This window comes from Amycolatopsis sp. DG1A-15b (assembly GCF_030285645.1).
GTDB lineage: Bacteria > Actinomycetota > Actinomycetes > Mycobacteriales > Pseudonocardiaceae > Amycolatopsis.
The window spans coordinates 8,654,284-8,679,910 of the sequence record NZ_CP127296.1; the positions used below are offsets into that span (position 1 = coordinate 8,654,284).

At 69.5% G+C, this 25,627-nt stretch carries 23 protein-coding genes; 14 read left to right on the top strand and 9 right to left on the bottom strand.

Features of this window, described 5'->3' with window-relative positions; translation table 11 throughout:
* The first annotated feature begins 6 nt into the window (after positions 1 to 6).
* From nuoL to nuoN, 3 genes are read left to right on the top strand one after another with little or no spacing between them, the layout of a single operon-like run.
* Positions 7 to 1,908, top strand: a complete 1,902-nt coding sequence (gene nuoL / locus QRY02_RS40295) for an NADH-quinone oxidoreductase subunit L (RefSeq protein ID WP_285987971.1) — start codon at positions 7 to 9, stop codon at positions 1,906 to 1,908.
* Positions 1,908 to 3,458 (top strand): NADH-quinone oxidoreductase subunit M, encoded by a 1,551-nt coding sequence (locus QRY02_RS40300; protein ID WP_285987972.1) that lies wholly within the window; start codon positions 1,908 to 1,910, stop codon positions 3,456 to 3,458. The genes nuoL and QRY02_RS40300 overlap by 1 nt, the downstream gene beginning before the upstream one ends.
* 2 nt (positions 3,459 to 3,460) lie before the next feature.
* Positions 3,461 to 5,032: an NADH-quinone oxidoreductase subunit NuoN gene (gene nuoN, locus QRY02_RS40305; RefSeq protein WP_285987973.1), complete on the top strand. Its 1,572-nt coding sequence runs from the start codon at positions 3,461 to 3,463 to the stop codon at positions 5,030 to 5,032.
* 24 nt (positions 5,033 to 5,056) lie between these two features.
* Here nuoN and QRY02_RS40310 read toward each other — a convergent pair whose 3' ends face one another.
* From QRY02_RS40310 to QRY02_RS40325, 4 genes are read right to left on the bottom strand one after another with little or no spacing between them, the layout of a single operon-like run.
* On the bottom strand, positions 5,057 to 5,734 hold the full coding sequence (locus tag QRY02_RS40310) for an ESX secretion-associated protein EspG (protein ID WP_285987974.1): 678 nt from the start codon (positions 5,732 to 5,734) through the stop codon (positions 5,057 to 5,059).
* On the bottom strand, positions 5,731 to 7,068 hold the full coding sequence (locus QRY02_RS40315; protein WP_285987975.1) for a PPE domain-containing protein: 1,338 nt from the start codon (positions 7,066 to 7,068) through the stop codon (positions 5,731 to 5,733). Before QRY02_RS40315 ends, QRY02_RS40310 begins: the two co-directional genes overlap by 4 nt.
* Positions 7,068 to 7,676: a DUF3558 domain-containing protein gene (locus QRY02_RS40320; protein ID WP_285987976.1), complete on the bottom strand. Its 609-nt coding sequence runs from the start codon at positions 7,674 to 7,676 to the stop codon at positions 7,068 to 7,070. The genes QRY02_RS40315 and QRY02_RS40320 overlap by 1 nt, the downstream gene beginning before the upstream one ends.
* Positions 7,676 to 8,089, bottom strand: coding sequence for a hypothetical protein (locus tag QRY02_RS40325; RefSeq protein WP_285987977.1), 414 nt, complete (start codon positions 8,087 to 8,089; stop codon positions 7,676 to 7,678). Before QRY02_RS40325 ends, QRY02_RS40320 begins: the two co-directional genes overlap by 1 nt.
* A gap of 250 nt (positions 8,090 to 8,339) precedes the next feature.
* Here QRY02_RS40325 and QRY02_RS40330 point away from each other — a divergent pair, with 250 nt between their 5' ends.
* Genes QRY02_RS40330 through QRY02_RS40340 form a run of 3 tightly spaced genes read left to right on the top strand, consistent with a single transcriptional unit; the run spans position 8,340 to position 11,443 of the window.
* On the top strand, positions 8,340 to 9,062 hold the full coding sequence (locus QRY02_RS40330) for a hypothetical protein (protein WP_285987978.1): 723 nt from the start codon (positions 8,340 to 8,342) through the stop codon (positions 9,060 to 9,062).
* A gap of 57 nt (positions 9,063 to 9,119) precedes the next feature.
* Positions 9,120 to 10,172 carry a polyprenyl synthetase family protein gene (locus QRY02_RS40335; RefSeq protein WP_285994062.1) on the top strand — a complete coding sequence of 351 codons (1,053 nt, stop codon included), beginning with the start codon at positions 9,120 to 9,122 and terminating at the stop codon, positions 10,170 to 10,172.
* A 23-nt stretch (positions 10,173 to 10,195) separates the two neighbouring features.
* Positions 10,196 to 11,443, top strand: coding sequence for a sunset domain-containing protein (locus QRY02_RS40340; protein ID WP_285987979.1), 1,248 nt, complete (start codon positions 10,196 to 10,198; stop codon positions 11,441 to 11,443).
* Here QRY02_RS40340 and QRY02_RS40345 read toward each other — a convergent pair.
* From QRY02_RS40345 to QRY02_RS40360, 4 genes are all read right to left on the bottom strand, one after another.
* Positions 11,436 to 11,777, bottom strand: coding sequence for a VOC family protein (locus tag QRY02_RS40345; protein ID WP_285987980.1), 342 nt, complete (start codon positions 11,775 to 11,777; stop codon positions 11,436 to 11,438). The genes QRY02_RS40340 and QRY02_RS40345 overlap by 8 nt on opposite strands.
* 96 nt (positions 11,778 to 11,873) lie before the next feature.
* Positions 11,874 to 12,938: a 2-oxoacid:ferredoxin oxidoreductase subunit beta gene (locus QRY02_RS40350; RefSeq protein WP_285987981.1), complete on the bottom strand. Its 1,065-nt coding sequence runs from the start codon at positions 12,936 to 12,938 to the stop codon at positions 11,874 to 11,876.
* Entirely contained in the window at positions 12,935 to 14,860 is a 1,926-nt protein-coding gene (locus tag QRY02_RS40355; RefSeq protein WP_285987982.1) for a 2-oxoacid:acceptor oxidoreductase subunit alpha, read from the bottom strand. The genes QRY02_RS40350 and QRY02_RS40355 overlap by 4 nt, the downstream gene beginning before the upstream one ends.
* A 259-nt stretch (positions 14,861 to 15,119) precedes the next feature.
* On the bottom strand, positions 15,120 to 15,884 hold the full coding sequence (locus QRY02_RS40360; protein WP_285987983.1) for an enoyl-CoA hydratase: 765 nt from the start codon (positions 15,882 to 15,884) through the stop codon (positions 15,120 to 15,122).
* A 36-nt stretch (positions 15,885 to 15,920) separates the two neighbouring features.
* On the opposite strand from QRY02_RS40360, the gene QRY02_RS40365 reads away from it, so the two are divergent.
* Positions 15,921 to 16,310: a hypothetical protein gene (locus tag QRY02_RS40365; protein WP_285987984.1), complete on the top strand. Its 390-nt coding sequence runs from the start codon at positions 15,921 to 15,923 to the stop codon at positions 16,308 to 16,310.
* A 186-nt stretch (positions 16,311 to 16,496) separates the two neighbouring features.
* On the opposite strand, the gene QRY02_RS40370 is transcribed toward QRY02_RS40365, so the two are convergent.
* Entirely contained in the window at positions 16,497 to 16,943 is a 447-nt protein-coding gene (locus tag QRY02_RS40370) for an Lrp/AsnC family transcriptional regulator (RefSeq protein ID WP_033261465.1), read from the bottom strand.
* 73 nt (positions 16,944 to 17,016) lie between these two features.
* On the opposite strand from QRY02_RS40370, the gene ddaH reads away from it, so the two are divergent.
* From ddaH to QRY02_RS40405, 7 genes are all read left to right on the top strand, one after another.
* Complete coding sequence (ddaH, locus tag QRY02_RS40375) at positions 17,017 to 17,862, top strand: dimethylargininase (RefSeq protein ID WP_285987985.1); 846 nt, start codon at positions 17,017 to 17,019, stop codon at positions 17,860 to 17,862.
* A gap of 81 nt (positions 17,863 to 17,943) precedes the next feature.
* On the top strand, positions 17,944 to 18,600 hold the full coding sequence (locus QRY02_RS40380) for a polysaccharide deacetylase family protein (RefSeq protein ID WP_285987986.1): 657 nt from the start codon (positions 17,944 to 17,946) through the stop codon (positions 18,598 to 18,600).
* A 315-nt stretch (positions 18,601 to 18,915) separates the two neighbouring features.
* Positions 18,916 to 19,611 carry a glycoside hydrolase family 75 protein gene (locus QRY02_RS40385; RefSeq protein ID WP_285987987.1) on the top strand — a complete coding sequence of 232 codons (696 nt, stop codon included), beginning with the start codon at positions 18,916 to 18,918 and terminating at the stop codon, positions 19,609 to 19,611.
* 206 nt (positions 19,612 to 19,817) lie between these two features.
* The gene (locus QRY02_RS40390; protein WP_285987988.1) at positions 19,818 to 21,128 is read left to right on the top strand and encodes a nucleotide sugar dehydrogenase; all 1,311 of its coding nucleotides are present in this window, start codon (positions 19,818 to 19,820) and stop codon (positions 21,126 to 21,128) included.
* Positions 21,118 to 22,299, top strand: a complete 1,182-nt coding sequence (locus QRY02_RS40395) for a glycosyltransferase family 4 protein (RefSeq protein WP_285987989.1) — start codon at positions 21,118 to 21,120, stop codon at positions 22,297 to 22,299. Before QRY02_RS40390 ends, QRY02_RS40395 begins: the two co-directional genes overlap by 11 nt.
* A 123-nt stretch (positions 22,300 to 22,422) precedes the next feature.
* On the top strand, positions 22,423 to 23,766 hold the full coding sequence (locus QRY02_RS40400) for an exopolysaccharide biosynthesis protein (RefSeq protein ID WP_285987990.1): 1,344 nt from the start codon (positions 22,423 to 22,425) through the stop codon (positions 23,764 to 23,766).
* Positions 23,763 to 25,601, top strand: coding sequence for a Wzz/FepE/Etk N-terminal domain-containing protein (locus tag QRY02_RS40405; RefSeq protein WP_285987991.1), 1,839 nt, complete (start codon positions 23,763 to 23,765; stop codon positions 25,599 to 25,601). The genes QRY02_RS40400 and QRY02_RS40405 overlap by 4 nt, the downstream gene beginning before the upstream one ends.
* Positions 25,602 to 25,627 lie beyond the last annotated feature (26 nt).

A 25,627-nucleotide genomic window follows, 5' to 3' on the forward strand; every position in this document is an offset into this window, starting at 1 on the left:
CTCCGAGTGACCGCATCATCGTGGCTGCTGGTGGCCCTGCCTGGCCTCGGCGCCCTGATCCTCCTGCTGGCCGGGAAGCGCGCGAAGGCCTGGGGGCATCTGCTCGGCTGTGCCACCGTCACGCTGGCCTTCGTCTACGGCCTGATCCTGTTCTTCACCGCCGACACGGGCACCACGACCGACACGAAGGTGTACTCGTGGATCCCGGTCGGCCAGCTGCAGGTGGACTTCGGGCTGCGGATCGACGCGCTGTCGCTGACGTTCGTGCTGCTCATCACCGGCGTCGGCATGCTGATCCACTACTACTCGATCGGCTACATGGCCGACGACGAGGGCCGGTACCGCTTCTTCGCGTACCTGAACCTCTTCGTCGCCTCGATGCTGATCCTGGTGCTGGGCAACAGCTTCGTGACGCTGTACCTCGGCTGGGAAGGCGTGGGTCTCGCCTCCTACCTGCTCATCGGCTGGTACCAGGGCCGCCCGTCCGCCGCGACCGCGGCGAAGAAGGCGTTCCTGATGAACCGCGTCGGGGACGTCGGGCTCGCGCTGGCGATCTTCATCATGTTCAAGTACGCGGGCTCCACCGGCTACGCGCAGGTCTTCCAGGCGGTTGCCGACGGCAAGTTCTCGACGGGCGCGATCACCGCGATGGCGATCCTGCTCCTGCTGGGCGCCTGCGGTAAGTCCGGCCAGTTCCCGCTGCAGGCGTGGCTCCCGGACGCGATGGAGGGCCCGACCCCGGTGTCGGCCCTGATCCACGCGGCGACGATGGTGACCGCGGGTGTCTACCTGGTGGCCCGCTCGAAGGACATCTTCAACGCCACCGAAGACGGCCGCCTGATCGTCACGCTGGTCGGCACGGTGACCCTGCTGCTCGGGTGCATCATCGGCTGCGCGTACGACGACATCAAGAAGGTCCTCGCGTACTCCACGGTCAGCCAGATCGGCTACATGATGCTGGCCGTCGGGCTCGGGCCCATCGCCTACGCGCTGGGCATCATGCACCTGGTCGCGCACGGCTTCTTCAAAGCCGGGCTGTTCCTCGGGGCCGGGTCGGTCATGCACGGCATGAACGACGAGGTCGACATGCGGAAGTTCGGCGGGCTGCGCAAGCACATGCCGATCACCTTCATCACCTTCGGCCTCGGCTACCTGGCCCTGATCGGCATCCCGCCGCTGTCGGGCTTCTTCACCAAGGACGCGATCATCGAAGCGGCGTTCGGCCAGGGCGGCTGGCGTGGCTGGGTGATGGGCGGCGCGGCGCTGCTCGGCGCCGGGCTCACCGCCTTCTACATGACCCGCCTGATGATGATGACGTTCTTCGGCAAGGAGCGCTGGAAGGACATCAAGTCTTCCGACGGTCGTGACTTCCACCCGCATGAGTCGAAGGCGATCATGTGGATCCCGATGGCGGTCCTGGCGGTCGGCTCGGTCGGCGCCGGCGCGTTCTTCGCCCTCGGCGATCGCTTCTCCGAGTGGCTGACCCCGTCGGTCGGCAAGCTGGAGGAAGCCCACCACGCGCCGTTCGACGCCTGGGTGATCTCCGCCGCCGCGATCGTGTTCTCCGTGCTGGGCGTGGTGATCGCGGCCCTGATCTTCCGCCGTGACGTCCCGGTCGAGCAGCCCCAGCGGGTCTCGTTCGTCACCCGGGCCGCGCGCAAGGACCTGTACGGCAACACCCTCAACGAGACGCTGGTCGCCCGCCCGGGCACCTGGCTCTCGCGGGCGCTGGTGTTCGTCGACAACCGCGGCGTCGACGGCGCGGTCAACGGCCTGGCCGCCTCCCTCGGCGGCGGCTCCGGCCGGCTGAGGCGGCTCCAGACCGGGTTCGTCCGGTCCTACGCCCTGTCGATGCTGGGCGGCACGTTCCTGCTTCTGGCGGCTCTCCTGCTGGTGAGGTTCTCCTGATGACCTGGTTGCTCATCCTCATCCTGGTGCCGCTCGCCGGCTCCCTGGTGCTGGCGTTCCTCAAGGGGAACGACCGCGCCGCGGTGCTGGCCGCGCTGGCGTTCTCGATCCTCGAGTTCCTGCTGATCATCCCGTTCTGGCTCAGCTACTCGCCTTCGGGCGCGCGGCTGCAGATGACGTCGAGCTTCGACTGGATCCCCAGCTTCGGCGTGCACATCGCGTTCGGCACCGACGGCATCTCGCTGATCATGATCGCGGTGATCGCGCTGCTGGTGCCGATCGTCGTCGGCGGGCTCGGCACGCTGGACAAGCTCCCGGCGGGCCGCAGCGCGGGCGGGTTCCTCTCGCTGATCCTGCTGCAGGAGGCGCTCACGATCGGCGTGTTCGCCGCGACCGACGTCTTCCTGTTCTACGTGCTGTTCGAGATCATGCTGATCCCGATGTACTTCCTGATCGGCGGCTACGGCGGCGCGAACCGGCAGTACGCGGCGGTGAAGTTCTTCCTCTACTCGTTCCTCGGCGGCCTGATCATGCTGGCGTCGGCGATCGGGGCGTACTCGCTCGCGAAGGACAAGCTCGGCAAGGGCACGTTCGACTGGGAGACGCTGGTGACGGTGGTGCGCGACGCGCCGCTGTCCACGCAGATCTGGCTGTTCCTCGGGTTCTTCCTGGCGTTCGCGATCAAGGCGCCGCTGGTGCCGTTCCACACCTGGCTGCCGGACGCGGCGGGGGAGGCGCCGATCGGCGTCGCCGTCCTGCTGGTCGGCGTGCTGGACAAGGTCGGCACGTTCGGGTTCCTGCGCTACTGCCTGCCGATGTTCCCGGACGCGAGCCGGACCCTGGCGCCGCTGGTGCTGGTGCTCTCGGTGATCGGTGTCCTCTACGGATCGATCCTCGCCGCGGGGCAGCGGGACATGAAGCGGTTCATCGCCTACGTCTCGATCGCGCACTTCGGCTTCATCTCGCTGGGCATCTTCGCGTTCAACGAGCAGGCGATGGTCGGCTCGGCGACGTACATGCTCAACCACAGCCTCGCCACCGGCATGCTGATCGTGGTGATCGGCCTGGTGATCGCGCGCGGCGGGTCGTCTCGCATTTCGGACTACGGCGGCATGGCGAAGGTGACGCCGCTGCTGGCGGGCCTGTTCCTCCTCGCCGGTCTGTCCACTTTGTCCCTGCCGGGCACCAACTCGTTCGTCTCGGAGTTCCTGGTGCTCATCGGGTCCTTTGTGGACCAGCCGGTGTACACGATCCTCGCCACGGTGGGCATGGTCCTGGCCGCGGCGTACGTGCTCTGGCTCTACCAGCGGGTCTTCCAGGGCCCGGTCCGCGGTGACGCTCTCGTCGGCGTCGGCGGCGGCCCGGGTACGGCGATTGCGCCGGAACTGGGCGCCAAGAAGGCCATCACGGACCTGAACGGCCGGGAGATCGCGATCCTCGCGCCGCTGGTCGTGCTGATCCTCGTCCTCGGCTTCTACCCGAAGCCGGTGCTCGACACAGTCATCCCGACGGTGCAGCAGACGCTGTCCGCGGTCCAGGGAGGCAAGTAAAGGTGCTCGACATCCTCCTGACCCAGGCACCGGAGCCACCGATCCAGGTGCCGTCGGTCGACTACAACGCCGTCCTGCCGGTGCTGATCATCTTCGGCGCGGCGTGCGTCAGCGTGCTGGTCGAGGCGTTCGCGGCGAAGCGGTCCCGGTTCGGCATCCAGGTGGGCCTGAGCCTGGCGGCGATCGTCGCGGCCGGCGTCAGCCTGGTCATCTACGCGACGGGCAACGCGCCCGCGGGCGGCGTGACGACGTTCAGCGGCGCGATCTCGATCGATCGGCCGGCGCTGTTCCTCTGGGGCACGCTGCTGGCGCTGGCGGTCGGCGCGGTGCTGCTGATCTCCGACCGCGTGGTCGAGCCGGGCGGCGCGCTCGTCGCCCAGGCCGGCATCCGCCCGGGCACGGTCCAGGACCGCGCCCAGACGGCGACGGTCATGCAGACCGAGGTGTTCCCGCTGACGCTGTTCGCGCTCGGCGGCATGATGGCGTTCACCGCGGCGAACGACCTGCTGACGATGTTCATCGCGCTGGAAGTGCTGTCGCTGCCGCTGTACCTGATGTGCGGCCTCGCGCGTCGTCGCCGGCTGCTCTCGCAGGAAGCGGCGGTCAAGTACTTCCTGCTCGGGGCGTTCTCGTCGGCGTTCTTCCTGTACGGGCTGGCGCTGCTGTACGGCTACGCGAACTCGGTGAAGCTGGGCGACATCGCGGCCGCGGCGGCGGGTTCGGACCGGTCGGACACGCTGCTGTTCGCCGGGCTGGGTCTCCTGGTGGTCGGCCTGCTGTTCAAGGGTTCGGTCGGCCCGTTCCACACGTGGACCCCGGACGTGTACCAGGGAGCACCGACGCCGGTGACGGCGTTCATGGCGGCGTGCACGAAGGTGGCGGCGTTCGGCGGGATCCTGCGAGTGCTGTCGGTGGCGTTCTCGTCGACTTCGTGGGAGTGGCGCGGAGTTCTCTGGGGCGTGGCGATCATTTCGATGGTGATCGGCGCGGTGCTGGGCCTGACGCAGACGGACGTCAAGCGCATGGTGGCGTACTCGTCGATCGCCCATGCGGGCTTCCTGCTGGTGGGCGCGATCGCGATGACGCGCGACGGGTTGTCGAGCACGCTGTTCTACCTGCTGGCGTACGGCTTCACGACGCTGGCGGCGTTCGGCGTGATCAGCCTGGTCCGGGATTCCTCGGGCGAGGCGACGCACCTCTCGGCGTGGGCCGGGCTGGCCAAGCGGTCGCCGCTGGTGGCGGGCGTCTTCACGTTCTTGCTGCTGGCGCTGGCCGGGATTCCGCTCACTTCCGGTTTCGTGGGGAAGTTCGTGGTGTTCTCCGCGGCGCTGTCGGACGGCATGGCCCCGCTGGTGGTGATCGCCCTCGTGTTCAGCGCGGTGGCGGCGTTCTTCTACCTGCGGGTGATCGTGCTGATGTACTTCTCCGAGCCGGCCGCGGACGGTCCCACGGTCACCATCCCGGGCTTCGGCACGGGAACGGCGATCTTCCTGGGCACGGCAGTGACGCTGGTGCTGGGCCTGGTCCCGGCGTTCGCGCTCGGCTGGGCCGGTTCGGGCGGTTTCGCTTTCTGATGCTGTTTCCGGCCGTCACCCCTTTTACCCAGGGGTGGCGGCCTTCAGCTTTTGGCTGAGGTTTTTGTTCTCCCCGGGCACGACGCTGATGTAGCCATCGGCGACGGCGATCCCGACGCGCCCGGCTTTCAGGTCGAGGTAGCTGACGGTCTTGTCATCGGCGTGCAGTTGCCCGACGCCGAAGTGGGGTTGCCGGAAAAGGGTATCGAGTTCCTGCGCTTCCCGGCTGCGCTCTTCGTCGAAGACGTCACTGACCTCGGGCGTCCGGAAGTCTTCTTGCGGAAGCGAGAAGGGTTTGAGGTCGGCGGGCCGGTAGTCCGGCAGCTGTGCGACGAGGGCGTCGGCGGGGTGGACGTCGACCTCGCTGAGTTCGACTCGGTCGCCCCGGCAGACAACGCACACCTTGTCCAGGCCGGTTACGGCGACGAGAACGTTCCGCTGGCCGGCGGTATCCCGCGCGTAGGCGACGTATTCCCGGGCGGGGTGGCCGATGAGGTGCAGCAGATCTTCGAATTCGGGGGTGAAGCCGTGCCCTTGCGTGAAGCCGTATCGACTGAGTTCTTCGAAGGCATCCCGGTTTGTCCGTTCCGCGGCCGACGGCGGGATGTAGCGCAGTCCGTTGGCCAGGACGGGGTGCGGATCGCCGCAACCGACGTTGCGCATGGCGGTGAGCAGGGTGGTCAGCGAGAGGGCGGCAATCATCGTTTCTTGTTCTCACCGATGACCGGCGGCATGGGCTTTTCGGTGAAGCCGCCGAAGGTTTCGTCGGGATCGGGGTTTTGCAGGTAGGAGGCTTTTTTCTTTTCGCGGTCTTCTTCTTTGCCACCGCGCCCGGCCATGGGGGCGCCCATGGGCAGGCTGTTGGCACCCCGGGGGCCGGCGGAGCCGCGGGCGGGGTTGGCGCCGGGGAGGCGTTCCTGGGGGAGGCGGGCGCCGGTGCTGCTTCCGGGGCCGGGTTGGTTTAATCCGGTCCTTGGCGTCCCGGGCCTGTTTCCTGGTGTTCCCGGCCCGGTTCCTGGCGTCCCTGTGCCGGTTCCTGGCGTTCCTGGCCCGGTTCCTGTACCGGCTCCTGGCGTTCCGGGTCCCGGTTGGTATCCGACGCCGGTGTACGGCCCGGTCCCTGGCCCGAATCCGCCGGGCCAGTTCGTCCCGGTACCGGTCAGATTGCTGACGGGCTGCCCGGTGGGCCCGAACTCGTAACCGCCCTGAGCGGCGGGCAGGACGGGTTTGGGGAGGTAGCTGTTGGCGTGAGTGTTGTCGGTGTTCGTGGTGCCGGGCCGAACCTGGTTCTGCTGGGTTTGCCGATCCTGCTGGTTCTGCCGATCCTGCTGGTTTTGTTGGTTCTGCTGGGTCGTCGCCTGGGTCCGGTCCCCATCGGTGCCTCGGGTTTGCCCGGGCCGAACGGTCTGCCGATCCTGAGCGGGAACCTGCGTGTCCCGGGGATTCCGAGCCCATTCCCCGGTATCGGTAGGTTCGCTCTTCCACTCGGTGGAGGTGCGCATGGAGACGGGAGCCCCGGAGTCGGCAAGCTGCGCGTATTGGGAGGGCATTTGCCCACCGTTGGCGGAGCTGGCGGAGTGGTAGGCGCTGAAGGCATCGATATTGGCCTGGCTATCAGCCTGCCACCCGGCAACTTTGGCGTGGTAGGAACCCCACCCGTCACCGCTGACGGCGTGAAGAACATCATCAACCTGCAATTCCGGCGGCTGGGCGGCAACAGGCTTGACGGAGTTCTTGGCAGTACCAAAGGCATCCATTTGAGCCCCAACAGCAGCCTGAGCATTCTGAAGATGAACAGCATCATCAGCGGCGGCTTGAACAAGAGGCCGAGTAGCATCGGCGGCGGCTTCTCCGGCGTCTCCGCGCCAGCCGGACATGGTCTTGGCCCGGAGCGCGCTGATCCGCTGGGCCCGTTCAACCATCCGAGTGGTGAGGTGATCGGCATCGCGTTGTGCGTCGGAGAGAGAACTGGAGCCTTCACCTCCTGTGATTTGTGCGTAGATCTCGGCTGCGGTCAGCGGCGATTCTGCAACCATCACTGCGCCCCTTTGATGTTTTCGACAATTTTCTCGGCGACTTCATGCGCAGCTGCACAAGGATCGGTCTTGCCGACGTTCGCTTCAGACTGAGTGATGGAGACATCGATCATCTCGTGGTCGCTGGTTCCAACAGCGATCGCGCATCGGCCGCTCGTGGCACGCTCGTCCTTCAGTCCGTACGCGACGGCTGGCAGACCTTCCACCGGGGCGACCGGCATGAAGAGACGAAATGTCGACCCTTGCTGCTCGTAGATCGCGGTCAGGCCCGCCTGGTTCACCTTGTTGAAGATGATGCCGACAGTTGCCTGCGTGGTTCCTGCCGGTTGCCAGTTGCACGTAGGGCCACCCGGTGCGCTCAGCTCCTCTTTGGCTGTTGCCCCTGAGCCGAGAAGTGTCGTGACTTCTTCAGTGGGCAAGGATTCGCATGGCGTTCGCTTGAATCGGGCGGTGTCCACTGGTGAATCGACCTTGGGTACGCCGGGACCGGGTACGGCATCCGTGGGGATTGATGAAGTGGTCACGGGTGAAGCAGTCCCGGTTTTCGTGTCCGAGCACGCCGTTAGGACCAGCAGGGATGCGCCGAGCAGTGCAAGTGAGCGGCGCATCACAGCGTTCCTTCTGTTTGTTTGAGCTCGGAAGCGTGGGACTCCTCGGTTGCTGCGTACTTGCCAAGCGCCTTCGCGAACTTCTCCGCCATCGCTCGGCAGTACTCCGCCCGTTGTTGAAGGGCGGTATCGAGGGCGTCACCCGAGGCGCGGATCCTTTCGGCGTTGCCGGCACTTGCATACTCGAGGCCGGGACCGTGCGTTGTCGCGATGGCTCGGGCTTGCTCGCGGTCCTCTTGGAACTCGCGGGCCAGGTCGTTCCACTCGTGCATCAGCTCACGAAGCGTCTCCTCGTCATACTCGAATCCCGCCCCCGAGACACCCCCGCCCCCATACGACCCCGCGCGCGGCACCCCGTTCGGCCCCGGCAGCTCCCAATCCCCGCCCGGGTCGTAAATCGGTCCTTCAGGCATGACGCCTCACCGGAACAGTCGTCATCAGCTCTCCCCTAGCTTGCAGTGTGCTCCACCCCGAGCACCCTGCGTATCCGACGCTTCGCACCCTACCAAAGTTCCCACCCCGGAAAAGCGAGGTCACAAGGGCCGCGGCGGTCCTCTCGGTGCGCTCCCACGCCGCGGCCCTCGTGACGTCTATGGGGTTGGGGAACAGCTGGTGCGGCCCAATTCCACCGCTCCGCTGATGCCCGATGGCGGGAGGAAATCAATGCGCAGCATCGTCAAGCCGATACTTCCGTCGCCCGGCAGGCTCTGGGTGTTGAACACCGCGTTCGCCAGGACCGTTCCGTCCGGTTTCCGGAGCGGCGACACGTACCCCACCGGTACCGGGCTGGGCGGGTTCGTGATTCCCGACATCCCGCTGTACGTCCAGTTCGCGTTCGTCTGCGTCGGCGTCCTCTCGCACGTCACCGTGAAGCTCGACAGCTTCACCCGGGGCCCTCCCGACCTCAGCAGCGCCGACAATTCGAAGTCCTTGCCCGTTGCCGTCACCTTCGTGTCCGTGCACGATGATGTGCCGCCGCCGAAGGTGATTCCCGGTTTCGAGACCTGCTGGGCCGTTGCGCTCGCCGGGCCGCCGATCGCGCAGTGGCCCTGGGGTGGGACCTCGACCGCCGTGAACGACGCCGAGCCGATCTCCGCCGCGCCCGGTGGTGGCGAAGATGCAGCCGAACCGGCCGAAGCGGCCAGGCCCGTCACCACCAAAGCCGTGACGATCATGCTGCGCATCTCGCTGTCCTCCTCGCCGCCGGAGAGCGGCCGTGCCGGCGGCTCTTCCACGCTTGAATATCCGCCCGGCGGAGACGTCCGTTGCGCCCGGAATCTCCGATCACCCTTCCGAGGATCACGAACCACCCGGTGGGTGACCGTGGCCGGTGTCATGTTCGTCACCGTTTCCGCAGGACAGCGGGTAAACGACCGCGCGGCGTAGCCACTACGCTCAAGGGGCAACCGACCGGTGCACGAGTAGAGCGGAGCCGACGTGTCTGTGCCTTCCCCAGCCCCCGGGGCGGGATCCCTCCCCGCTGCGCCGGGCGGCGCCCTCGACGACCTGCGGGCGTCGGTCGGGCTGCAGATCGCCGACGAAACCCTGCTGCGCTCGATCGCCGGCGGGCTGACCGAGGTCGAGAAGCTGCTGCGCGAGGTCGTCCGCAGTGACGTCCAGGCCGTCAACGACGCCGCGTTGCACCTGGTCGAGGCCGGGGGCAAACGCTTCCGTCCGCTGTTCACGCTGCTGTCCGCCCAGTTCGGCCCCAAGCAGGACGACCACGTGGTGATCGCCGCCGCCGCGGTCGAGCTGGTGCACCTGGCCACGCTCTACCACGACGACGTCATGGACGAGGCCACCATGCGGCGCGGCGCCGAGAGCGTCAACGCCCGCTGGGACAACACCATCGCCATCCTCACCGGCGACTTCCTCTTCGCCCACGCTTCGCGCCTGGTCGCCGACCTCGGCACGGACGCCGCGCGGATCATCGCCGAGACCTTCGGCGAGCTGGTCACCGGCCAGATGCGCGAGACCGTCGGCCCCGGCCCGGGTGACGATGCCGTCGCGCACTACCTCACCGTGATCGCGCAGAAGACCGGCTCGCTGATCGCCACCTCCGGCCGGTTCGGCGGCATGATGTCCGGCGCCGCCGAGGAGCACATCGAGGCGCTGCGCCGGTTCGGCGACATCATCGGCACCGCGTTCCAGATCTCCGACGACATCATCGACATCGCGTCGCCGTCGGACGAGCTCGGCAAGGCGCAGGGCACCGACCTGCGCGAAGGCGTCCGGACGCTGCCCATGCTGTATGCGCTGGCCGACCCGGGCACCGACCCCCGGCTGGTGGAGCTGCTGTCCGGCCCGATCGCCGACGACGCGCTCGTGCAGGAGGCACTCGAGCTGCTGCGGGTCAGTAGCGGACTCGATCGAGCACGCGTCACCCTTGCCGACTACGCTCAGCGCGCGCGAGCCGAGCTCACCGCGCTGCCCGCATCACCCGCCCGGGACGCGTGCGAGTCGGTCGCCGACTACCTGGTCGCGCGCACGCGCTAAGCACTTAACAGGGGCAGGAAAAGATGTCCATATTCGGACAGGTCTGGCTGTGGAGCCTCGCCGCGTTCTTCGTCGGCGTCCTCCTCACCTGGCTGGTGCTCGTGCTGCCGCTCCGCAAGAGCGTCCGCCGGCTCGAGAGCTCGCTGGCGCAGGCCCACGCCGACGCCGCGCGCACCCCCGCGAACGCCGCCGCGATGGGCGGTACCGAGGCGTTCCGGCGGCCGGAGCCGCGGCCCGAGCCGGAGCCGACCCGCCAGGAGACGTCCTACCCGGGCACCCTGGTCGCCGCGCCGCCGATCCACCGCGACGACATCCACGACGACATCGACGAGGACTTCGCCGAGCTGGACGCGCAGGTGCCGTTGCGGATGCCGCCGACCGAGCCGTTCGTTCCCCCGCCGGGAGCAGAGCTCGCGGGAGACGACTCGTACCGGAGCGCGGCCACTCAGTTCCTGACGACGGACGACGAGCCGGAGCCGGAGCCGGAGCCGGAAGACCCGGATCGCGCCACCGCGACCCAGTACCTGACCCCGGTCGGGGATTCGTTCGAAGACGAGGCGGAGCTCGAGTCGCCGGCGTTGTCGCGGCTGGAGCCGGACCCGGCGGCCTCGCTGTTCCAGCCGCCGTCCGCCGAAGCGACCCCGGACTGGTTCGACCACGAGCCGCCGTCCGAGCGGTCGGCGTTCGAAGAGCCGGTGGAGCGCACGCGCTACATCGGTGAGCACCCCGGTTCGGTGCGCGAAGAGGAACACAGCGCCGACGTCGAGCCGCAGTACGCGTTCGGCGGCGACGTCGCCGAAAGTGAGCTGGACGTGCCACCGGAGACCCCCGCCGAAGCGACGCAGGTGCTGCCGAAGCGGCAGCCGCGGGAGGCGGTGCGCGGCGGCTTCGACGCGCCGCAGCCGATCCAGCCGTCGATGCGCACGGTCGAACGCCGCGAGCCCGACCTGTCCGGCGGGCACAGCGGCTCGCTGTTCGAGCCGTCGGTGCAGCCGAACCAGGCGGCGGCGGCCGCCGGCGTCGCGGCGCCGGAGCCGCCCCCGGCCCGTCAGGCGGCGGGCGACTCGGTCCCGCCGGGCCCGTTCGGCCCCGGTTCGGCGATGCCGCGCCCGGGCGGCGGGGCACCCAGCGACAGCTTTGCGGTGAAGGCCAGCGTGACGGCTTTGCGGTACTGCACCGAGGAATCGGCGCAGTTCCCGAAGATGGTCGCCGAGGTCTGGTTCCGGACGGCGGAGGACGCCGAACGCGTCGGGTTCCGGCCGCTCAGCTGAGTTCCTGGAACAGGACGAGGGCCGCGCCGCCGGGATCGGTGACCACCACCAGGGAGCCGAACGGCAGATCGGTGCGCTCGCGCACGAGGGTTCCGCCCAGCTCCAGCGCCTTCGCCGCGGCGGCGTCCACATCGGACACCGGCGCGTAGGGCAGCCACTGCGGGGCCCGGTCATCGCCCGGGGTCAGCTCGGTGAGGCCGCCCCAGGGCGCGCCGCCGGCCGTCAGCAGCGGGCCGTCCGCTTCCCAGCCCAGCAGGTCGGCGAAGAACCGCTTGCTGCCCTCCGGATCGGCGGTGCGGACATCGAAGAACACGAAAGGTGATTCAGGTCGCATGGCCTAAAACTTAGGACACTTGTCCCAAGTGGGCAACCCCGGAAACGCCGAAGGCCGCCATGCACCGGGCATGGCGGCCTTCGGGAGCAGCGAGGGTTACGCGACCGTCCAGGTGTCCTTGCCGCGCAGCAGGCCCTGCAGGTCCGGCTTGCGGGCCGCGCGGGCCTCCTCGACCTGGGCGCGGGCGCCGTCGTCGTACGTCGGGCGCTCGACCTGGCGGAGGATGCCCGTCGGGACGTGGTTGAGGTTCTGGTCGCCCAGGCGCGACAGCGCGAACGCGTACGACGTGTCCGTGATCGACGGGTCGTGCACGACGATGTCGTCCTCGCCGATGTCCGCGACCTTGGCGACGTCCAGGCCGCCCCAGTCGCCGCGCTTGACGCCGAACTCCTGGTTGGGGCCGAAGCGGATCGGCTCGCCCGCGCGCAGCGGGATGAGGCGCGCCGCGGCCTCGTCGGCGTCCTTGAGGACGTCGAACGCACCGTCGTTGAAGATCGGGCAGTTCTGGTAGATCTCGACCAGCGCCGAACCGCGGTGCCGCGCCGCCGCCTCCAGGACCTCGGTCAGGCCCTTGCGGTCGGAGTCCATCGCCCGGCCCACGAACGACGCCTCCGCGCCGATCGCCAGCGACAGCGGGTTGAACGGCGTGTCCACCGAACCCATCGGCGTCGACTTCGTGACCATGCCCTGCCCGGACGTCGGGGAGTACTGGCCCTTGGTCAGCCCGTAGATCCGGTTGTTGAACAGCAGGATCTTGATGTTCACGTTGCGGCGCAGCGCGTGGATCAGGTGGTTGCCGCCGATGGACAGCGCGTCGCCGTCACCGGTGACGACCCACACCGACAGGTCCGGCCGCGTGGTGGCGAGCCCGGTCGCGATCGACGGCGCGCGGCCGTGGATCGAGTGCATGCCGTAGGTGTTCAGGTAGTACGGGAACCGCGACGAGCAGCCGATGCCCGAGATGAACACGATGTTCTCGCGCTTGAGGCCGAGCGTCGGCAGGAAGGACTGGACCGCGTTGAGGACGACGTAGTCGCCGCAGCCGGGGCACCAGCGGACTTCCTGATCCGACTTGTAGTCCTTGGCCTTCTGCGGCTCCTCGCTGGTGGGCACAAGGTCCAGGCCGCCGAGATTGGGTATCCCCAGATCAATCGCGGTCATTTCGCCGCCTCCGTAGTAACGCCGGTGATGATCTCCGAGAACAGGTTCTGCAGCTCTTCGGCCTTGAACGCCATTCCGGCGACCTTGGTGTGCGAGTGGACGTCCACCAGGTACTTCGCCCGCAGCAGCAGCGACAGCTGGCCGAGGTTCATCTCCGGCACCACGACCTTGTCGTAGCTGCGCAGGATGTCGCCTAGGTTGGCCGGCAGCGGGTTGAGGTGCCGCAGGTGCGCCTGCGCGATCGGCAGGCCGAGCTTGCGCACGCGGCGGCAGGCCGCGCCGATCGGGCCGAACGAGCTGCCCCAGCCGAGCGCGAGCACGCGGGCCTTGCCGCCGCTCGGGTCGTCGACGACGAGATCGGGGACGTCGATGCCGTCGATCTTCGCCTGCCGCAGCCGGACCATCTTGTCGTGGTTGACCGGGTCGTAGGAGATGTGGCCGGTCTTGTCGGCCTTCTCCAGCCCGCCGATGCGGTGCTGCAGGCCGGGGGTGCCGGGGATCGCCCAGGCGCGGGCGAGGGTCTCGGGGTCGCGGACGTACGGCCAGAACTCGCCGGAGTCGTTGTCCGCGTTGGGTTCGGCGGCGAACTCGACCCGCAGGTCGGGCAGCGTCTCGACGTCCGGGATCAGCCACGGCTCGGAGCCGTTCGCAATCGCGCCGTCCGAGAGCAGCAGCACCGGGGTGCGGTACTTCAGCGCGATCCGGGTCGCCTCGACGGCCGCGTCGAAGCAGTCCGCCGGCGACAGCGGTGCGACGATCGGGACCGGCGATTCGCCGTTGCGGCCGAACATCGCCTGCAGCAGGTCGGCCTGCTCGGTCTTGGTCGGCAGCCCGGTGGACGGGCCACCGCGCTGGACGTCGATGACGACGAGCGGCAGCTCCACCATCACGCCGAGGCCGACGGCTTCGGACTTCAACGCGACACCCGGCCCGGACGTCGAGGTGACGCCGAGCGCGCCGCCGTAGGACGCGCCGAGCGCGGCGCCGATGCCGGCGATCTCGTCCTCGGCCTGGAAGGTGATGATGCCGAAGTGCTTGTGCTTGGACAGCTCGTGCAGGATGTCCGACGCCGGGGTGATCGGGTACGTGCCGAGCAGGATCTGCAGGCCGGAACGCTGCCCGGCGGCGACGATCCCGTAGGCCAGCGCGGTGTTGCCGGTGATCTGCCGGTAGGTGCCCTGCTTCAGCTTCGCCGGGGCGACCTGGAACGTCGTTGCGAACGACTCGGTGGTCTCGCCGTAGTTCCAGCCCGCGCGGAAGGCCAGGATGTTCGCCTCGGCGATGTCCGGCTTCTTCGCGAACTTCTCGCGCAGGAACCGCTCGGTGCCCTCGGTCGGCCGGTGGTACATCCACGACAGCAGGCCGAGCGCGAACATGTTCTTGCAGCGCTCGGCGTCCTTCTTGCCGAGGCCGGTCTCCGCGAGCGCGCCCTGGGTCAGGGTCGACATGGCGACCCGGTGCACCTGGTACGCCTCGAGCGTGTCGTCCTCCAGCGGGTCGCTCGCGTAGCCGACCTTGGTGAGGTTCCGCTTGATGAAGTCGTCGGTGTTGAGGATGATCGTCCCGCCGTGCGGGACGTCGGCGAGGTTCGCCTTGAGCGCGGCCGGGTTCATCGCCACCAGCACGTCCGGCCGGTCGCCGGGGGTGAGGATGTCGTAGTCGGCGAAGTGCACCTGGAAGCTGGAAACGCCGGGGATGGTGCCCTGTGGCGCGCGGATCTCGGCGGGGAAGTTCGGCATCGTCGACAGGTCGTTGCCGAACGCGGCGGCTTCGGACGTGAAGCGGTCGCCGGTCAGCTGCATGCCGTCACCGGAGTCGCCGGCGAACCGGATGACCACCCGGTCCAGCTTGCTGACCTCGGTCGGCCTGGTTGCGGCGAGCGAGCCGTGACCAGCGCCGTTGCCGTTCGCACTCGTGCTCATGGGTCAGGGATTCCCTCTCTCCCGACGGTACGGCTTCCGTTGGCCTGCCGGTGCCGCGGCTGCGTTCACCAGGTCTACTCCCGAGGTTAGCTCGCCCTCAACACCGATGTTGGTAGTGTCCCGGCTGTTGGGCGACCTCATCGGTGCTCTTCAATGTCTCTTTTGCAGGTACGCCAGATACCTGTAACTCATGGTAACGGTTAGCTGCTGTGCCGCGTTGTGATGCGCGTCTCCCGCAGGGTAGGGCCGCCGGCTCGAGTCACGGCCGTGAGTGGATCCGGTCTCGCAGCAGGGAAAGCCGCTCGGCGAACTCCGGTGACGCCAGCGAGGCCAGCTGGGGCCGGATCTCGGCGTCGACGGCGTCGCTGTGCTCGGCCAGGCCCGCGGTGGCGCGGAGACTGCGCTTGGTGGCGATCAGCGCTTCACGCGGCGCGGCGACGGCGGGGTGAGCGAGCTCACGCGCGGCTGTCAGTAGTTCGTCATGGCCGCCGTCGACCACGCGCAGCGCCAGCCCGGCGCGCACGGCGGCTTCGGCGTCGAGCGGCTGCCCGAACAACGTCATGGCGGCGGCCTGCTGCGGGCCGGCCAGCCGCTGCGCCATCCAGGTCATCCCGCCGCCCGGGTGCAGCCCGAGTTCGAGGAACCGGGCGACGAACTTCGCCCGCGGCCCGGCCAGCCGGACGTCGGCGGCGAGGGCGAGGTTCAGCCCGGCCCCGACGGCGGCACCCCCGACCGCGGCGATGGTCGGCAGCACGCACCGCGCGACGGCGAGGAAGCCTTCGTAGATGGCCCGCAGGCCGGGCTCGTCGGCCGCGGCGAGCGCGGACAGATCGGCACCGGCGCAGAAGGCGGGCGGCGTCCCGGTAACGACGACGGCGTGCACGGACTCGTCCCGTTCCGCGGCCTCGACGGCGGCGGCGAGCTGCGCGGAGAGCTCGAGCGTCAGCGCGTTCCGGCTGCCGGGCGCGTCGACGGTCAGCAGGGCGACGCCGCCGGAGTGCTCGCTGACAATGCTGTCGGTCATGGGCCCAGGGTGGCACGGTGCGGTATTACTGAGGTCATGGGGGAGCTGGTCGGGGTGCTGGTCAAGGGCATCATCGTGCTGGTGGGCAACCTGCTGACGACGATCGACACGGTCGAGCTGTTCGGAGGACGCCGCCGCCGGGCGCGGGCCGCGGCTGGGGCTCGCGGCGAGCGGGTGGAGTACCCGTGTGTGCTGCGGGACTTCGAGCTGACGGCGGGCCGCGAGCGTCGAGGGTGGCTGGTGGTCGGGGACGGGCCCGTGCGGTGGCGGTCGTTGCGCGAGGAGCCGGTGGCGTTCGAGCCGGGGGAGCTGACGATGCAGGCGGTCGACCGCCAGGCGGTGACGTTCCACGCGGCGGGCGGCCGGACGGAGCTGCGGCTGCACCCGGACGAGGCACCGGCGGTGCTGCGCGCGCTGGCTGGCTGAGGGCGGGCCTCCGGCTCCCCGGCGACCAGCGTATCGGCGGGGGCCGACAGTTTTGGCGCCCGTCTTGCCTCCGCTGCCCGAGGATCCACAACTGGTCGTCCATCGCCCGACGATCCACACGTGGCCGCTACAGGATCCGGCATTGTCGGCCCGCCCCGATACGCTGGAGACCGGGGGCCGGAGGCGTCACTGCTCCGGCGTCGGCGGCCGTTCCAGCAGGCGCGAGAGCACCACCGTCGACACCGTCCGGTCCACGATCTCCAGTCCGCGCAGCCGCTCCAGCGCCGTCTCCAGGTGGTGGATGTCCGCCGCTCGCAGGTGCACGATCGCGTCCGCCGCGCCCGACACCGTGTACGCCGCCACCACCTCCGGCAACGGCTCCAGCCGCGCGCGGATCCGGGCCGGCGTGATGTTGCCCTGGCACGTGACCTCGACGAACGCCTCCGTTCCCCAGCCAAGGGCCTCCGGGTCGACCACCGCCGTGAAGCCCCGCAGGATGCCCGTTTCGAGCAGGCGGTCGACCCGCCGTTTCACCGCCGGCGCCGACAGGCCGACCACCTTGCCGATCTCCGCGTAGCTCGAGCGGGCGTTCGCCACTAGACACGAAACGATTCGCTGGTCGATGGTGTTCACACGCAACATCTAGCACAGATGTGCGCAGCGAACAGCGATTGATTGCGATATTGGGCTGTCTTACCCTGCAATCATGCAGGGATCACTGCCCACCCGCGTACCGACCACCCGCCGATACCTGATGTGCCCGCCGCGCTTCTTCGCGGTCGACTACGTGATCAACCCCTGGATGGACCCGACCCAGCCGGTCAGCGCCGCCGTCGCCGTCGCGCAGTGGACCGAGCTGCGCGACACCTACCGCCGCCTCGGCCACACCGTCGAGGAGATCGAGCCCCAGCCCGGCCTGCCCGACATGGTCTTCGCCGCGAACTCCGGCACCGTCGTCGACGGCCGGGTGCTCGGCTCGCGGTTCCGCGCCCCGCAGCGCGCCGCCGAGGCCGAGCACTTCCGCCGCTGGTTTGTCGAACACGGCTACCGCGACATCACCATGCCGGAGAAGATCAACGAGGCCGAAGGCGACTTCGCCTGGACCGGCGCCCTGCTGCTCGCCGGCACCGGCTTCCGCACCGACCCGGCCGCGCACGCCGAGGCGCAGGAGGTCCTGGGCGTCCCGGTCGTCTCGCTGCAGCTGGTCGACCCGCGCTACTACCACCTCGACACCGCGCTGTTCGTGCTCGCCGAGGCGACGGACTCGACCCGCGCGCAGATCGTCTACTACCCCGAAGCGTTCTCGGCCGGCTCGCGCCGCGTGCTGGAGCGGGTGTTCCCGGACGCGGTACTCGCCACCAAGGAAGACGCGGAGTGCTTCGGCCTCAACGGCGTCTCCGACGGCCGCAATGTCGTCCTGCCGGTGGAGGCCACCCGTTTGGGTGAACTTTTGTCGGAGCGGGGGTACGAGCCGGTCTACGTCGACATCTCTGAGCTGCGGAAAGCCGGCGGCGGCCCGAAGTGCTGCACGCTGGAGATTCGCAAAGGCTAAATAACGGCAAAAATGTGTAACTCACCCGTTTGCCATCGCGATTAATCGAAGTAACAAATCGACTACTCGCGGTGGCAGGCGGTGGGAGTGGTGACGGTGATCCTCGCCGTGCACGGGGTGGGCCGGCCGGCGCGCCAGCTCGACCCCGGTGAAGACGAGCGCTGGCTGACCGTGGAGCAGTTCGAGCGCGTGCTCGACGTCGCCGCGGAGCGCGAAGACGTCCGCCTGACCTTCGACGACGGCAACGAATCCGACGTCGAGATCGTGCTGCCGCGGCTGGCCGACCGCGGCCTGACGGCGGAGTTCTTCCCCCTCGCCGGCCGGCTCGGGCAGCGAGGCTACCTCGATCGCGACGGGCTGCGCGAGCTCGCGCGCTCCGGGATGGAGATCGGCTCGCACGGCTGGGAACCCCGCGACTGGCGGCGGCTCGACGACCGGCACGCCGACCGCGAGCTGAAGGACGCGCCGAAGCTGCTCGGCGACCTGTGCGGCCGGCCGGTGCGGCGGTACTCGCTGCCCTTCGGCGCCTACGACCGGCGCGTGCTCGCGCGGCTGCGGCAGGCGGGCGCCACCCGCGTGTACTCGAGCGACGGCGGTGCGGCCCGCCGGGACGGCTGGCTGCAGGCGCGCACCGAGCTCCCGCACGACCTCGACGGCGACTGGCTCGACAGCGTGCTCGCCGGGTCGCGGCGGGCCGCGCACTGGGCGAACCGACTGTTCCGCCGCGCCCTCCGTTAGGGCGCGGCATCTCGTAGCGGGCGGCCCGTCTCGTTCGCCGCGCGGTCCGGCCCCTAGTAGCGGCGGCCCGGCCCTTCGCCGCGCCGTCCGTTGGGCCGCGTTCGCCGGATCCGGGCCGGCCGGCCGCGTCCCGGCGAACGGGACACCGCGGGAGCCGGTTTCGCGCGTCCCGGATCGATGAGCAGCCTTTTCGTCAATTTCGGCCACCTGATGGGAAATTCCCGGACCCGGAGGTCTTGAACGCGCTCGTGCCCGGGTGCATCCTGGTGCCCCGCCGCCGTAAGGAAAGTTTCCTAACTAAAGGGAGCCCCAGGAATGCGGAAACTGATCCTGCTCGCGACCCTCGCGCTGGCGTCGGCCGTGATGCCGTCGGCCCTCGCGTCGGCGTCGCCGGCCCCGGCCGCCCAGTCCGCCACCGCCGAAGCCGCCCCCACCGCGGCCCAGCTGCTCGCCAAGACCACCGGCTGCAAGCAGGTCTCGAACGGCAAGTACAAGACCGACGAAGACGTTTCGAGCAAAACGGTCGCGATCTGCGACGCCAACGGCGCGGTCTTCTGGAAAGCCGACATGGACATCGACTGCGACGGCCAGCGCAGCTCGCAGTGCAACGAGAACACCGACTGCTGCTATCAGGACGACACCGCCTTCCACCAGTCCGACGGCAAGCCGCTCAACGCCGCGAAGCTGCCCTACATCGTCGTGCCGAGCTCCAGCAGCATCTGGAAGTACTCCTCCTCCGGCCTCAAGGGCGGCGGCTCCTGCGCGGTGATCTACAACGGCAAGGTCGAGTACACCGTCATCGGGGACACCGGGCCGTCGCAGATCATCGGCGAAGCCTCCTACGCGACGGCGAAGGACCTCGGCATCAACCCGGACCCGTCCAACGGCGGCACCGACTCCGGTGTCACCTACATCTGCTTCAAGAACTCGACCGTCTCGCCGATCGAGAACCACTCCAACGCGGTGAGCAAGGGCCAAAGCCTGGCCACCACCTTCGTGAACAACAACTGACACCTATTTTCCGCCCGGCGGCGGACCGTGGTTCCCGGCCACGGTCCGCCGCCGGTCCGCGTACCGGATCGAGACGCAATTCTCACTCGGATCCCTTGCGTCTCACCGCAGTCTCACGCCGTCCCCCGTTCGCCCACCCCGCGGTAACGATCCAGGGGCGCCCGCCGACCAACTTGAGGGTCGCGTGGAATAGCGGAGGTTTTGGCGTGAAGATCAGTGTCTTCGGGCTCGGTTACGTCGGTTGTGTCTCCGCCGCGTGCCTGGCGGGGCAGGGACACCGGGTGGTCGGCGTGGACGTCAACCCGGTGAAGATCGACCTCATCACGCAGGGCAACGCCCCGGTGGTCGAGGAGCGGATCGGCGAGCTGACCGCCGAGGTCGTCGCGAGCGGCGCGCTGAGAGCCACCACCGACGTCGCCGAAGCCGTCGCCGACAGTGAGATTTCGCTGGTCTGCGTCGGTACGCCGTCGGCGTCGAACGGCAGCCTTTCCACGGTCTACCTGGAGCGCGTGGCCGAGGAGATCGGCGAGGCGATCGCCGGGAAGACCGAGCGGCACACGGTCGTCTTCCGCAGCACGATGCTGCCCGGCACCTGCCTCGACCTGCTGGTCCCGATCCTGGAGAAGGCTTCGGGCCGCACCGCCGGGGTCGACTTCGGCGTCGCGGTGAACCCGGAGTTCCTGCGCGAGGGCACCAGCGTCCGCGACTTCTTCGACCCGCCGAAGACGGTGATCGGCGAGATCGACGAGGCCAGCGGCGACGTCGTCGCGGCGTTGTACGAGGGCCTGCCCGGTCCCGTTTTCCGGGTGCCGATCCCGGTCGCGGAAATGACGAAGTACGCCGACAACTCCTTCCACGGCCTGAAGATCGGCTTCGCGAACGAGCTCGGTTCGATCTGCCGCGCGCTCGGCCTCGACTCGCACCAGGTGATCGACGTCTTCCTCGCCGACACCAAGCTCAACATCAGCCCCGCCTACCTCAAGCCCGGATTCGCCTTCGGCGGCTCGTGCCTGCCGAAGGACCTGCGCGGGCTGGTCTACGCCGCACACCGCGCCGACGTCAGCGTGCCGATCCTGTCGCACGTGCTCGCGTCCAACGACGACCACCTGCAGCGCGCGTTCGACCTGGTCGCGCGCACCGGCAAGCGCAAGGTCGGGCTGTTCGGGCTGTCGTTCAAGCCGGGCACCGACGACCTGCGCGAGTCGCCGCTGGTCGAGCTGGCCGAGAAGCTGCTCGGCAAGGGGTACGACCTGAAGATCTACGACGCCAACGTCAGCCTTTCGCGGCTGATGGGTGCCAACCGCGAGTACATCGAGGGCCGGCTGCCGCACCTCGGCCAGCTGCTCGCCGGGACCGTCGAAGAAGTCATGGACCACGCCGACGTCCTGCTCGTCGGCACCAAAGACCCGGACGTGCTGGCGGCCCTGCCGCACGACCGGGAGATCGTCGACCTCGTCCGCCTGCCCGACGCCGCGACGCGTCGCCTTGAAGAGGGATACGCCGGCCTTGCCTGGTAAAGCGCTCATCCTCGTCGAAAATCTCTCGGTTCCCTTCGACCGGCGGGTCTGGCAGGAGTCCACGACCCTGCGCGACGCCGGGTGGGAAGTCCACGTGATCTGCCCGCAGGGCACGAAACGGGACACCGAGGCCGAAGCCGTCGTCGACGGCGTCCACATCCACCGCTACCCGCTGAAGGCGGCGACCGGCGGGCCCGCCGGCTACCTGCAGGAATACGGCAGCGCGCTGTGGCACACGCTGCGGCTGGCCCGCAAGGTCGGGCCGGTCGACGTCGTGCACGCCTGCAACCCGCCGGACCTGCTCTACCTGGTCGCGAAGTACCTGAAGCGCCACGGCGCGAAGTTCATCTTCGACCAGCACGACCTGTGCCCGGAGCTGTACCTCTCGCGGTTCGACCGCGGGCAGGACCTCCTCTACCGCGGGGTCTGCGCGCTCGAACGCGCCACCTACCGCGCCGCCGACGTCGTGATCTCGACGAACGAGAGCTACAAGCAGGTCGCCCGGATCCGCGGCGGCAAGCGGCCCGAGGACGTCTTCGTGGTGCGCAGCGCCCCGGTCGTCGAGCGGTTCCACGAGGTGCCGGCCGAGCCCGAGCTGAAGAAGGGCAAGCCGTACCTGCTCGCCTACCTGGGCGTGATGGGCCCGCAGGACGGCGTCGACTACGCCCTGCGCGCGCTGGCGAAGCTGCGTGACGAGGTCGGCCGCACCGACTGGCACGCGGTGTTCGTCGGCTCGGGCGACGCGTTCGACGACATGGTCGCGCTGTCGGCGAAGCTCGGGCTGGCCAACCAGGTCGAGTTCACCGGCCGGATCTCCGACGAGGACCTGGTCCGCTACCTGTCCACCGCCGACGTCTGCCTGTCGCCGGACCCGCTGAACCCGCTGAACGACGTCTCCACGATGAACAAGGTCATGGAGTACATGGCGATGAGCAAGCCGATCGTCTCGTTCGAGCTGCGGGAGGCCCGGGTGTCCGCGGGCGACGCGGCGGTCTACGCCCCGGCGAACGACGAGACGGAGTTCGCGGCGCTGGTGTCCCGGCTGCTCGACGACCCGGAGGAGCGGATCCGGATGGGCAAGCTCGGCCAGGCCAGGGTGGCGGGCCCGCTTTCGTGGGAGAACTCGGCGAGGAACCTCCTCGCCGCGTATGAGCACGCTGTGAAGTCTTGATCGCCTTCCGGTCAAGAACCTACAGAACGTGTAACCAATGTCCCCTGTCCGACGACGGTTGGGGTAACCGGCCGATCCACTGAACCCGTTCGGCGTACCCGGCTCAGGAATGGAGACCCGCCGTTGACTGACGACACGGTGCGCCTGGCCCTCGTCGGGCAGGTCCTGAGACGACGCTGGCGGCTGCTGGCCGCCCTCGCCGTCCTGGGCGCGCTGGTCGGCGCCGGAGCGTCGATCCTGTTCTCGCCCGGCTACAAGACGACCTCGGGCGTGCTGCTCCAGGGCCCGCGCCAGGCCGACGAGCTGCTGACCCAGGCCGAGATCGCGACCGCTTCGGTCGTCCTCGACCGCGCCGCCGCCATGCTGCCGTGGCACCCCAGCGGCATCGACCTGAAGAAGCAGGTCAGCGCGTCGGTGGCGCAGAGCAACGTGGTGACGATCACCGTCTCCGCCGACACCGCCGAGCACGCCCAGCAGCTCGCCGACCAGGTCGCGCAGCAGTACGTCAAGTACTCCACGCAGCTGGCGAGCAACTCCGCCGACGCCTCGGTGCAGCTCGCCCAGGAGCAGCGCGAGTCGCTGCGCCAGCAGGTCAAGCTGACCACGGACAAGATCAGCGACCTGGCCAAGAACGTCGGTGGCGGCCTGACCGTGGAGAGCGTGCAGGTCCGCACCCAGCTCGAGGGCCTGAAGACGTCGCTGGAGCAGGCGATCAACGACCTGAACCAGGCCGACCTGGCGACCGGCGTCGGCAACACCGTGGTGCTCGGGCCGTCCCAGCGCCCGACGTCGCCGGCGGCCCCGACGATGACGCAGTTCGTCGCCGGGGGCGCGGTGCTGTTCTTCCTCGTGGGCGTGTTCGGCCACCTGTTCACCGCCCGCACCGACCGGCGCCTGCGGGGCGAGCCGGAGATCGCGTCCGCCCTCGGCGCGCCGATCCTCGCCGGCGTCGACGTCACCACCCCGCCGGGCGAGCGCGCCCCGGCCACCGGCTTCCTCGGCACCGTGCGCCACCTCCTCGGCGGGGACCGGCCGTGGGTGCTGCCGCCGGTCGCCACCTCGGCCGACGAGGTCAACCGCGACATCCGCTACCGCCGGGTGCTGGCCCGGCTGGCCACCGGCCCCGCCGACGTCCTGCTGCTGGTGGCCGACGACGACGAGACCGGCCGCCTGGCCGCCGCCCAGCTCGCCGAGCTGGCCGACCGGCTGTCGGTGCCGCTGCGGGTCTTCGAGTTCTCGCCCGACCGGCCGACGGTGCCGGACGCCACCGCGAGCTCCGGGGTCCTGGTCGTGCTCGGCGCCGGCACGCGCACCGCGTGGCAGCTCGTCCAGCTCGCCGAGGCTTGCGCCGACGGCGGCCAGGAGATCGTCGGTGCCGTCCTCACCCACGCCGTCCGGCCGTCCGAGCCGCAGAAACCCGAACCCGCGGCGGAAGCCCCCGAGAAAGCCCTGGCAGGTTCGGCGTGACGACTCCTCCTTCGCAGGCTCCGGCTGCCCCGCTCGTCGACCTGCAGCGGCTGTTCATCGCGATCCGCCGCCGCAAGCGCGTCTGGCTGGCCACCGCGCTGCTCGGGCTCATCGCCGGCACCGCGCTGGCCTTCGTGCTGCCCGCGCCGCCGACCGCGGTCGCCAAGGTCATCGTGGTCCACCAGGACGACTCGCCGACCGACAGCGGCACGCTGATGCGCACCGACGTCGCCGTGCTGCAGACGACCCAGATCGCCGGGGCCGCGCTGAAGAAGCTGGGCAGCACCGACTCGCCCGAAGACTTCATGAAGAACTACGCGGGCCTCGGGCTGACCAACAACGTCCTGCAGATCACCGTCAAGGCCAAGAGCAACGAAGAGGCCGTGGCGCGGGCCCAGGCGCTGGCCGAAACGTTCATCGCCGACCACGTCAAGCGCAGCCAGGCGGCCGCGGCCGCCCAGTCGCAGGCCATCCTCGACCAGCGCAAGAACGCCCAGGACGAGCTGGCCAAGGTCGAGCAGCAGATCGTCGTCGAGGAGGGCAAGGGCCGCCAGGCCAGCCAGCCCACGCTCGAGAACCTCTACAGCCGCCGGGCCGCGCTCACCGCGCAGATCACGGACTTCACCTCGCGCGCCCAGCAGGCCGGTATCGGCAGCCCGCAGGTCACCGCGGGCACCCAGGTCGTCGACGCGGCCCGCGCGCTGCCCAAGGCGGTCCTCAAGACCACCGCGACCAACGCCGGCATCGGCTTCGCCCTCGGCCTGGCCCTCGGGCTCGCGTTCGTCGCCGTCGGCGCGGTTTCCCGCGACCGGCCGGTGCTGCGCCGCGAAATCTCGACGCACCTCGGCGCGTCCGTGATCGCGCAGCTGCCGTCGAAGCCGCGCGGGCCGGCCCGGCTGTGGCGGCGCTCGCGCGCGGTCTCCGAACGCAAGCGCGTCGCCACGACGCTGGTCCGCCTGATCAAGCAGGATCCGCGCGGGGTGTCGCTGCTCGAGCTCGGCGCCCCGAAGGTCGCCGCCGCGCTCGGCCTGGACATCGCCGAGGAGCTGGTCGCCGAAGGCGCTGCCAGCGTCGTCGACGACCTGCCGGGCGAGGATGTCCGCAAGCTCGTGCAGGAGACCAAGAGCGATGTCTCCGTGGTCGGCGCCGGTGACCCGCCCGGGACGCCCGAGGAGCGCCGCGTCGGCGTCGGCACGGTGTCGCCCGGCACGGCGTGGACCGACCTGGAGCATCTCGGCAAAGAGACCGTGCTGGTCGTGAAGGCCGGGCACGCGAACACGCTGTGGCTGCACACGGTCGCACGGCAGCTGGCCGACCAGGAGATCCCGATCATCGGTGTGGTGCTGGTCGACCCGGACCCGCGTGACAAGTCCGACGGCACGCTGTGGGACGGCCTGCACACGGCCCTGCGGGGACGCGGGCGCCAGGCTCCCGCGGCGACGCCGGCCCCGGCCGAGCGCGAGGACCGCCTGGACGAGCTGGTCGCCCGCGTCGCCGAGCGCGTCGCCGCGACCGAGCAGCCGACGCGCCGGTTCACCCCGGTCCGGCCGGTGCTCCCGCCCGCCCTCGCCACACCCAGGCCACCGGCGTCGCCCCTGCCGCCACCCGGTGGCGTGAGCGTCCCGGACCACCTGAACGCACCGACGAAGAAATTCGCCCCGGTCAAGCCCACGAAGCGGCCGACGCCGTTCAAGCGCGATCACGGCGAACCGGCCCACAAGGGCGAACTGAACGCCGGACTCGAGCCAGAAAAGAGCGCAGTAACAAACGGGGCGTCGCCCCGGGTCGGGGGCTCCGCCACCCGGACCCCCGAAAAGAGCGCTGAGGTCTCCTGACCCGCGCCGAAACCGAAGGGGAACGC

Bases quoted from the DNA above. Each gene is read 5' to 3' on its own strand.
- QRY02_RS40330 (WP_285987978.1), top strand. From the start codon at position 8,340: ATGCGCAGCATCGTCAAGCCGATACTTCCGTCGCCCGGCAGGCTCTGG.
- QRY02_RS40315 (WP_285987975.1), bottom strand. From the start codon at position 7,068: ATGGTTGCAGAATCGCCGCTGACCGCAGCCGAGATCTACGCACAAATC.
- QRY02_RS40300 (WP_285987972.1), top strand. From the start codon at position 1,908: ATGACCTGGTTGCTCATCCTCATCCTGGTGCCGCTCGCCGGCTCCCTG.
- QRY02_RS40325 (WP_285987977.1), bottom strand. From the start codon at position 8,089: ATGCCTGAAGGACCGATTTACGACCCGGGCGGGGATTGGGAGCTGCCG.
- QRY02_RS40350 (WP_285987981.1), bottom strand. From the start codon at position 12,938: ATGACCGCGATTGATCTGGGGATACCCAATCTCGGCGGCCTGGACCTT.
- QRY02_RS40360 (WP_285987983.1), bottom strand. From the start codon at position 15,884: ATGACCGACAGCATTGTCAGCGAGCACTCCGGCGGCGTCGCCCTGCTG.
- QRY02_RS40310 (WP_285987974.1), bottom strand. From the start codon at position 5,734: ATGATTGCCGCCCTCTCGCTGACCACCCTGCTCACCGCCATGCGCAAC.
- QRY02_RS40340 (WP_285987979.1), top strand. From the start codon at position 10,196: ATGTCCATATTCGGACAGGTCTGGCTGTGGAGCCTCGCCGCGTTCTTC.
- QRY02_RS40355 (WP_285987982.1), bottom strand. From the start codon at position 14,860: ATGAGCACGAGTGCGAACGGCAACGGCGCTGGTCACGGCTCGCTCGCC.
- QRY02_RS40345 (WP_285987980.1), bottom strand. From the start codon at position 11,777: ATGCGACCTGAATCACCTTTCGTGTTCTTCGATGTCCGCACCGCCGAT.
- QRY02_RS40320 (WP_285987976.1), bottom strand. From the start codon at position 7,676: ATGCGCCGCTCACTTGCACTGCTCGGCGCATCCCTGCTGGTCCTAACG.
- ddaH (WP_285987985.1), top strand. From the start codon at position 17,017: ATGCAGGGATCACTGCCCACCCGCGTACCGACCACCCGCCGATACCTG.
- QRY02_RS40385 (WP_285987987.1), top strand. From the start codon at position 18,916: ATGCGGAAACTGATCCTGCTCGCGACCCTCGCGCTGGCGTCGGCCGTG.
- QRY02_RS40365 (WP_285987984.1), top strand. From the start codon at position 15,921: ATGGGGGAGCTGGTCGGGGTGCTGGTCAAGGGCATCATCGTGCTGGTG.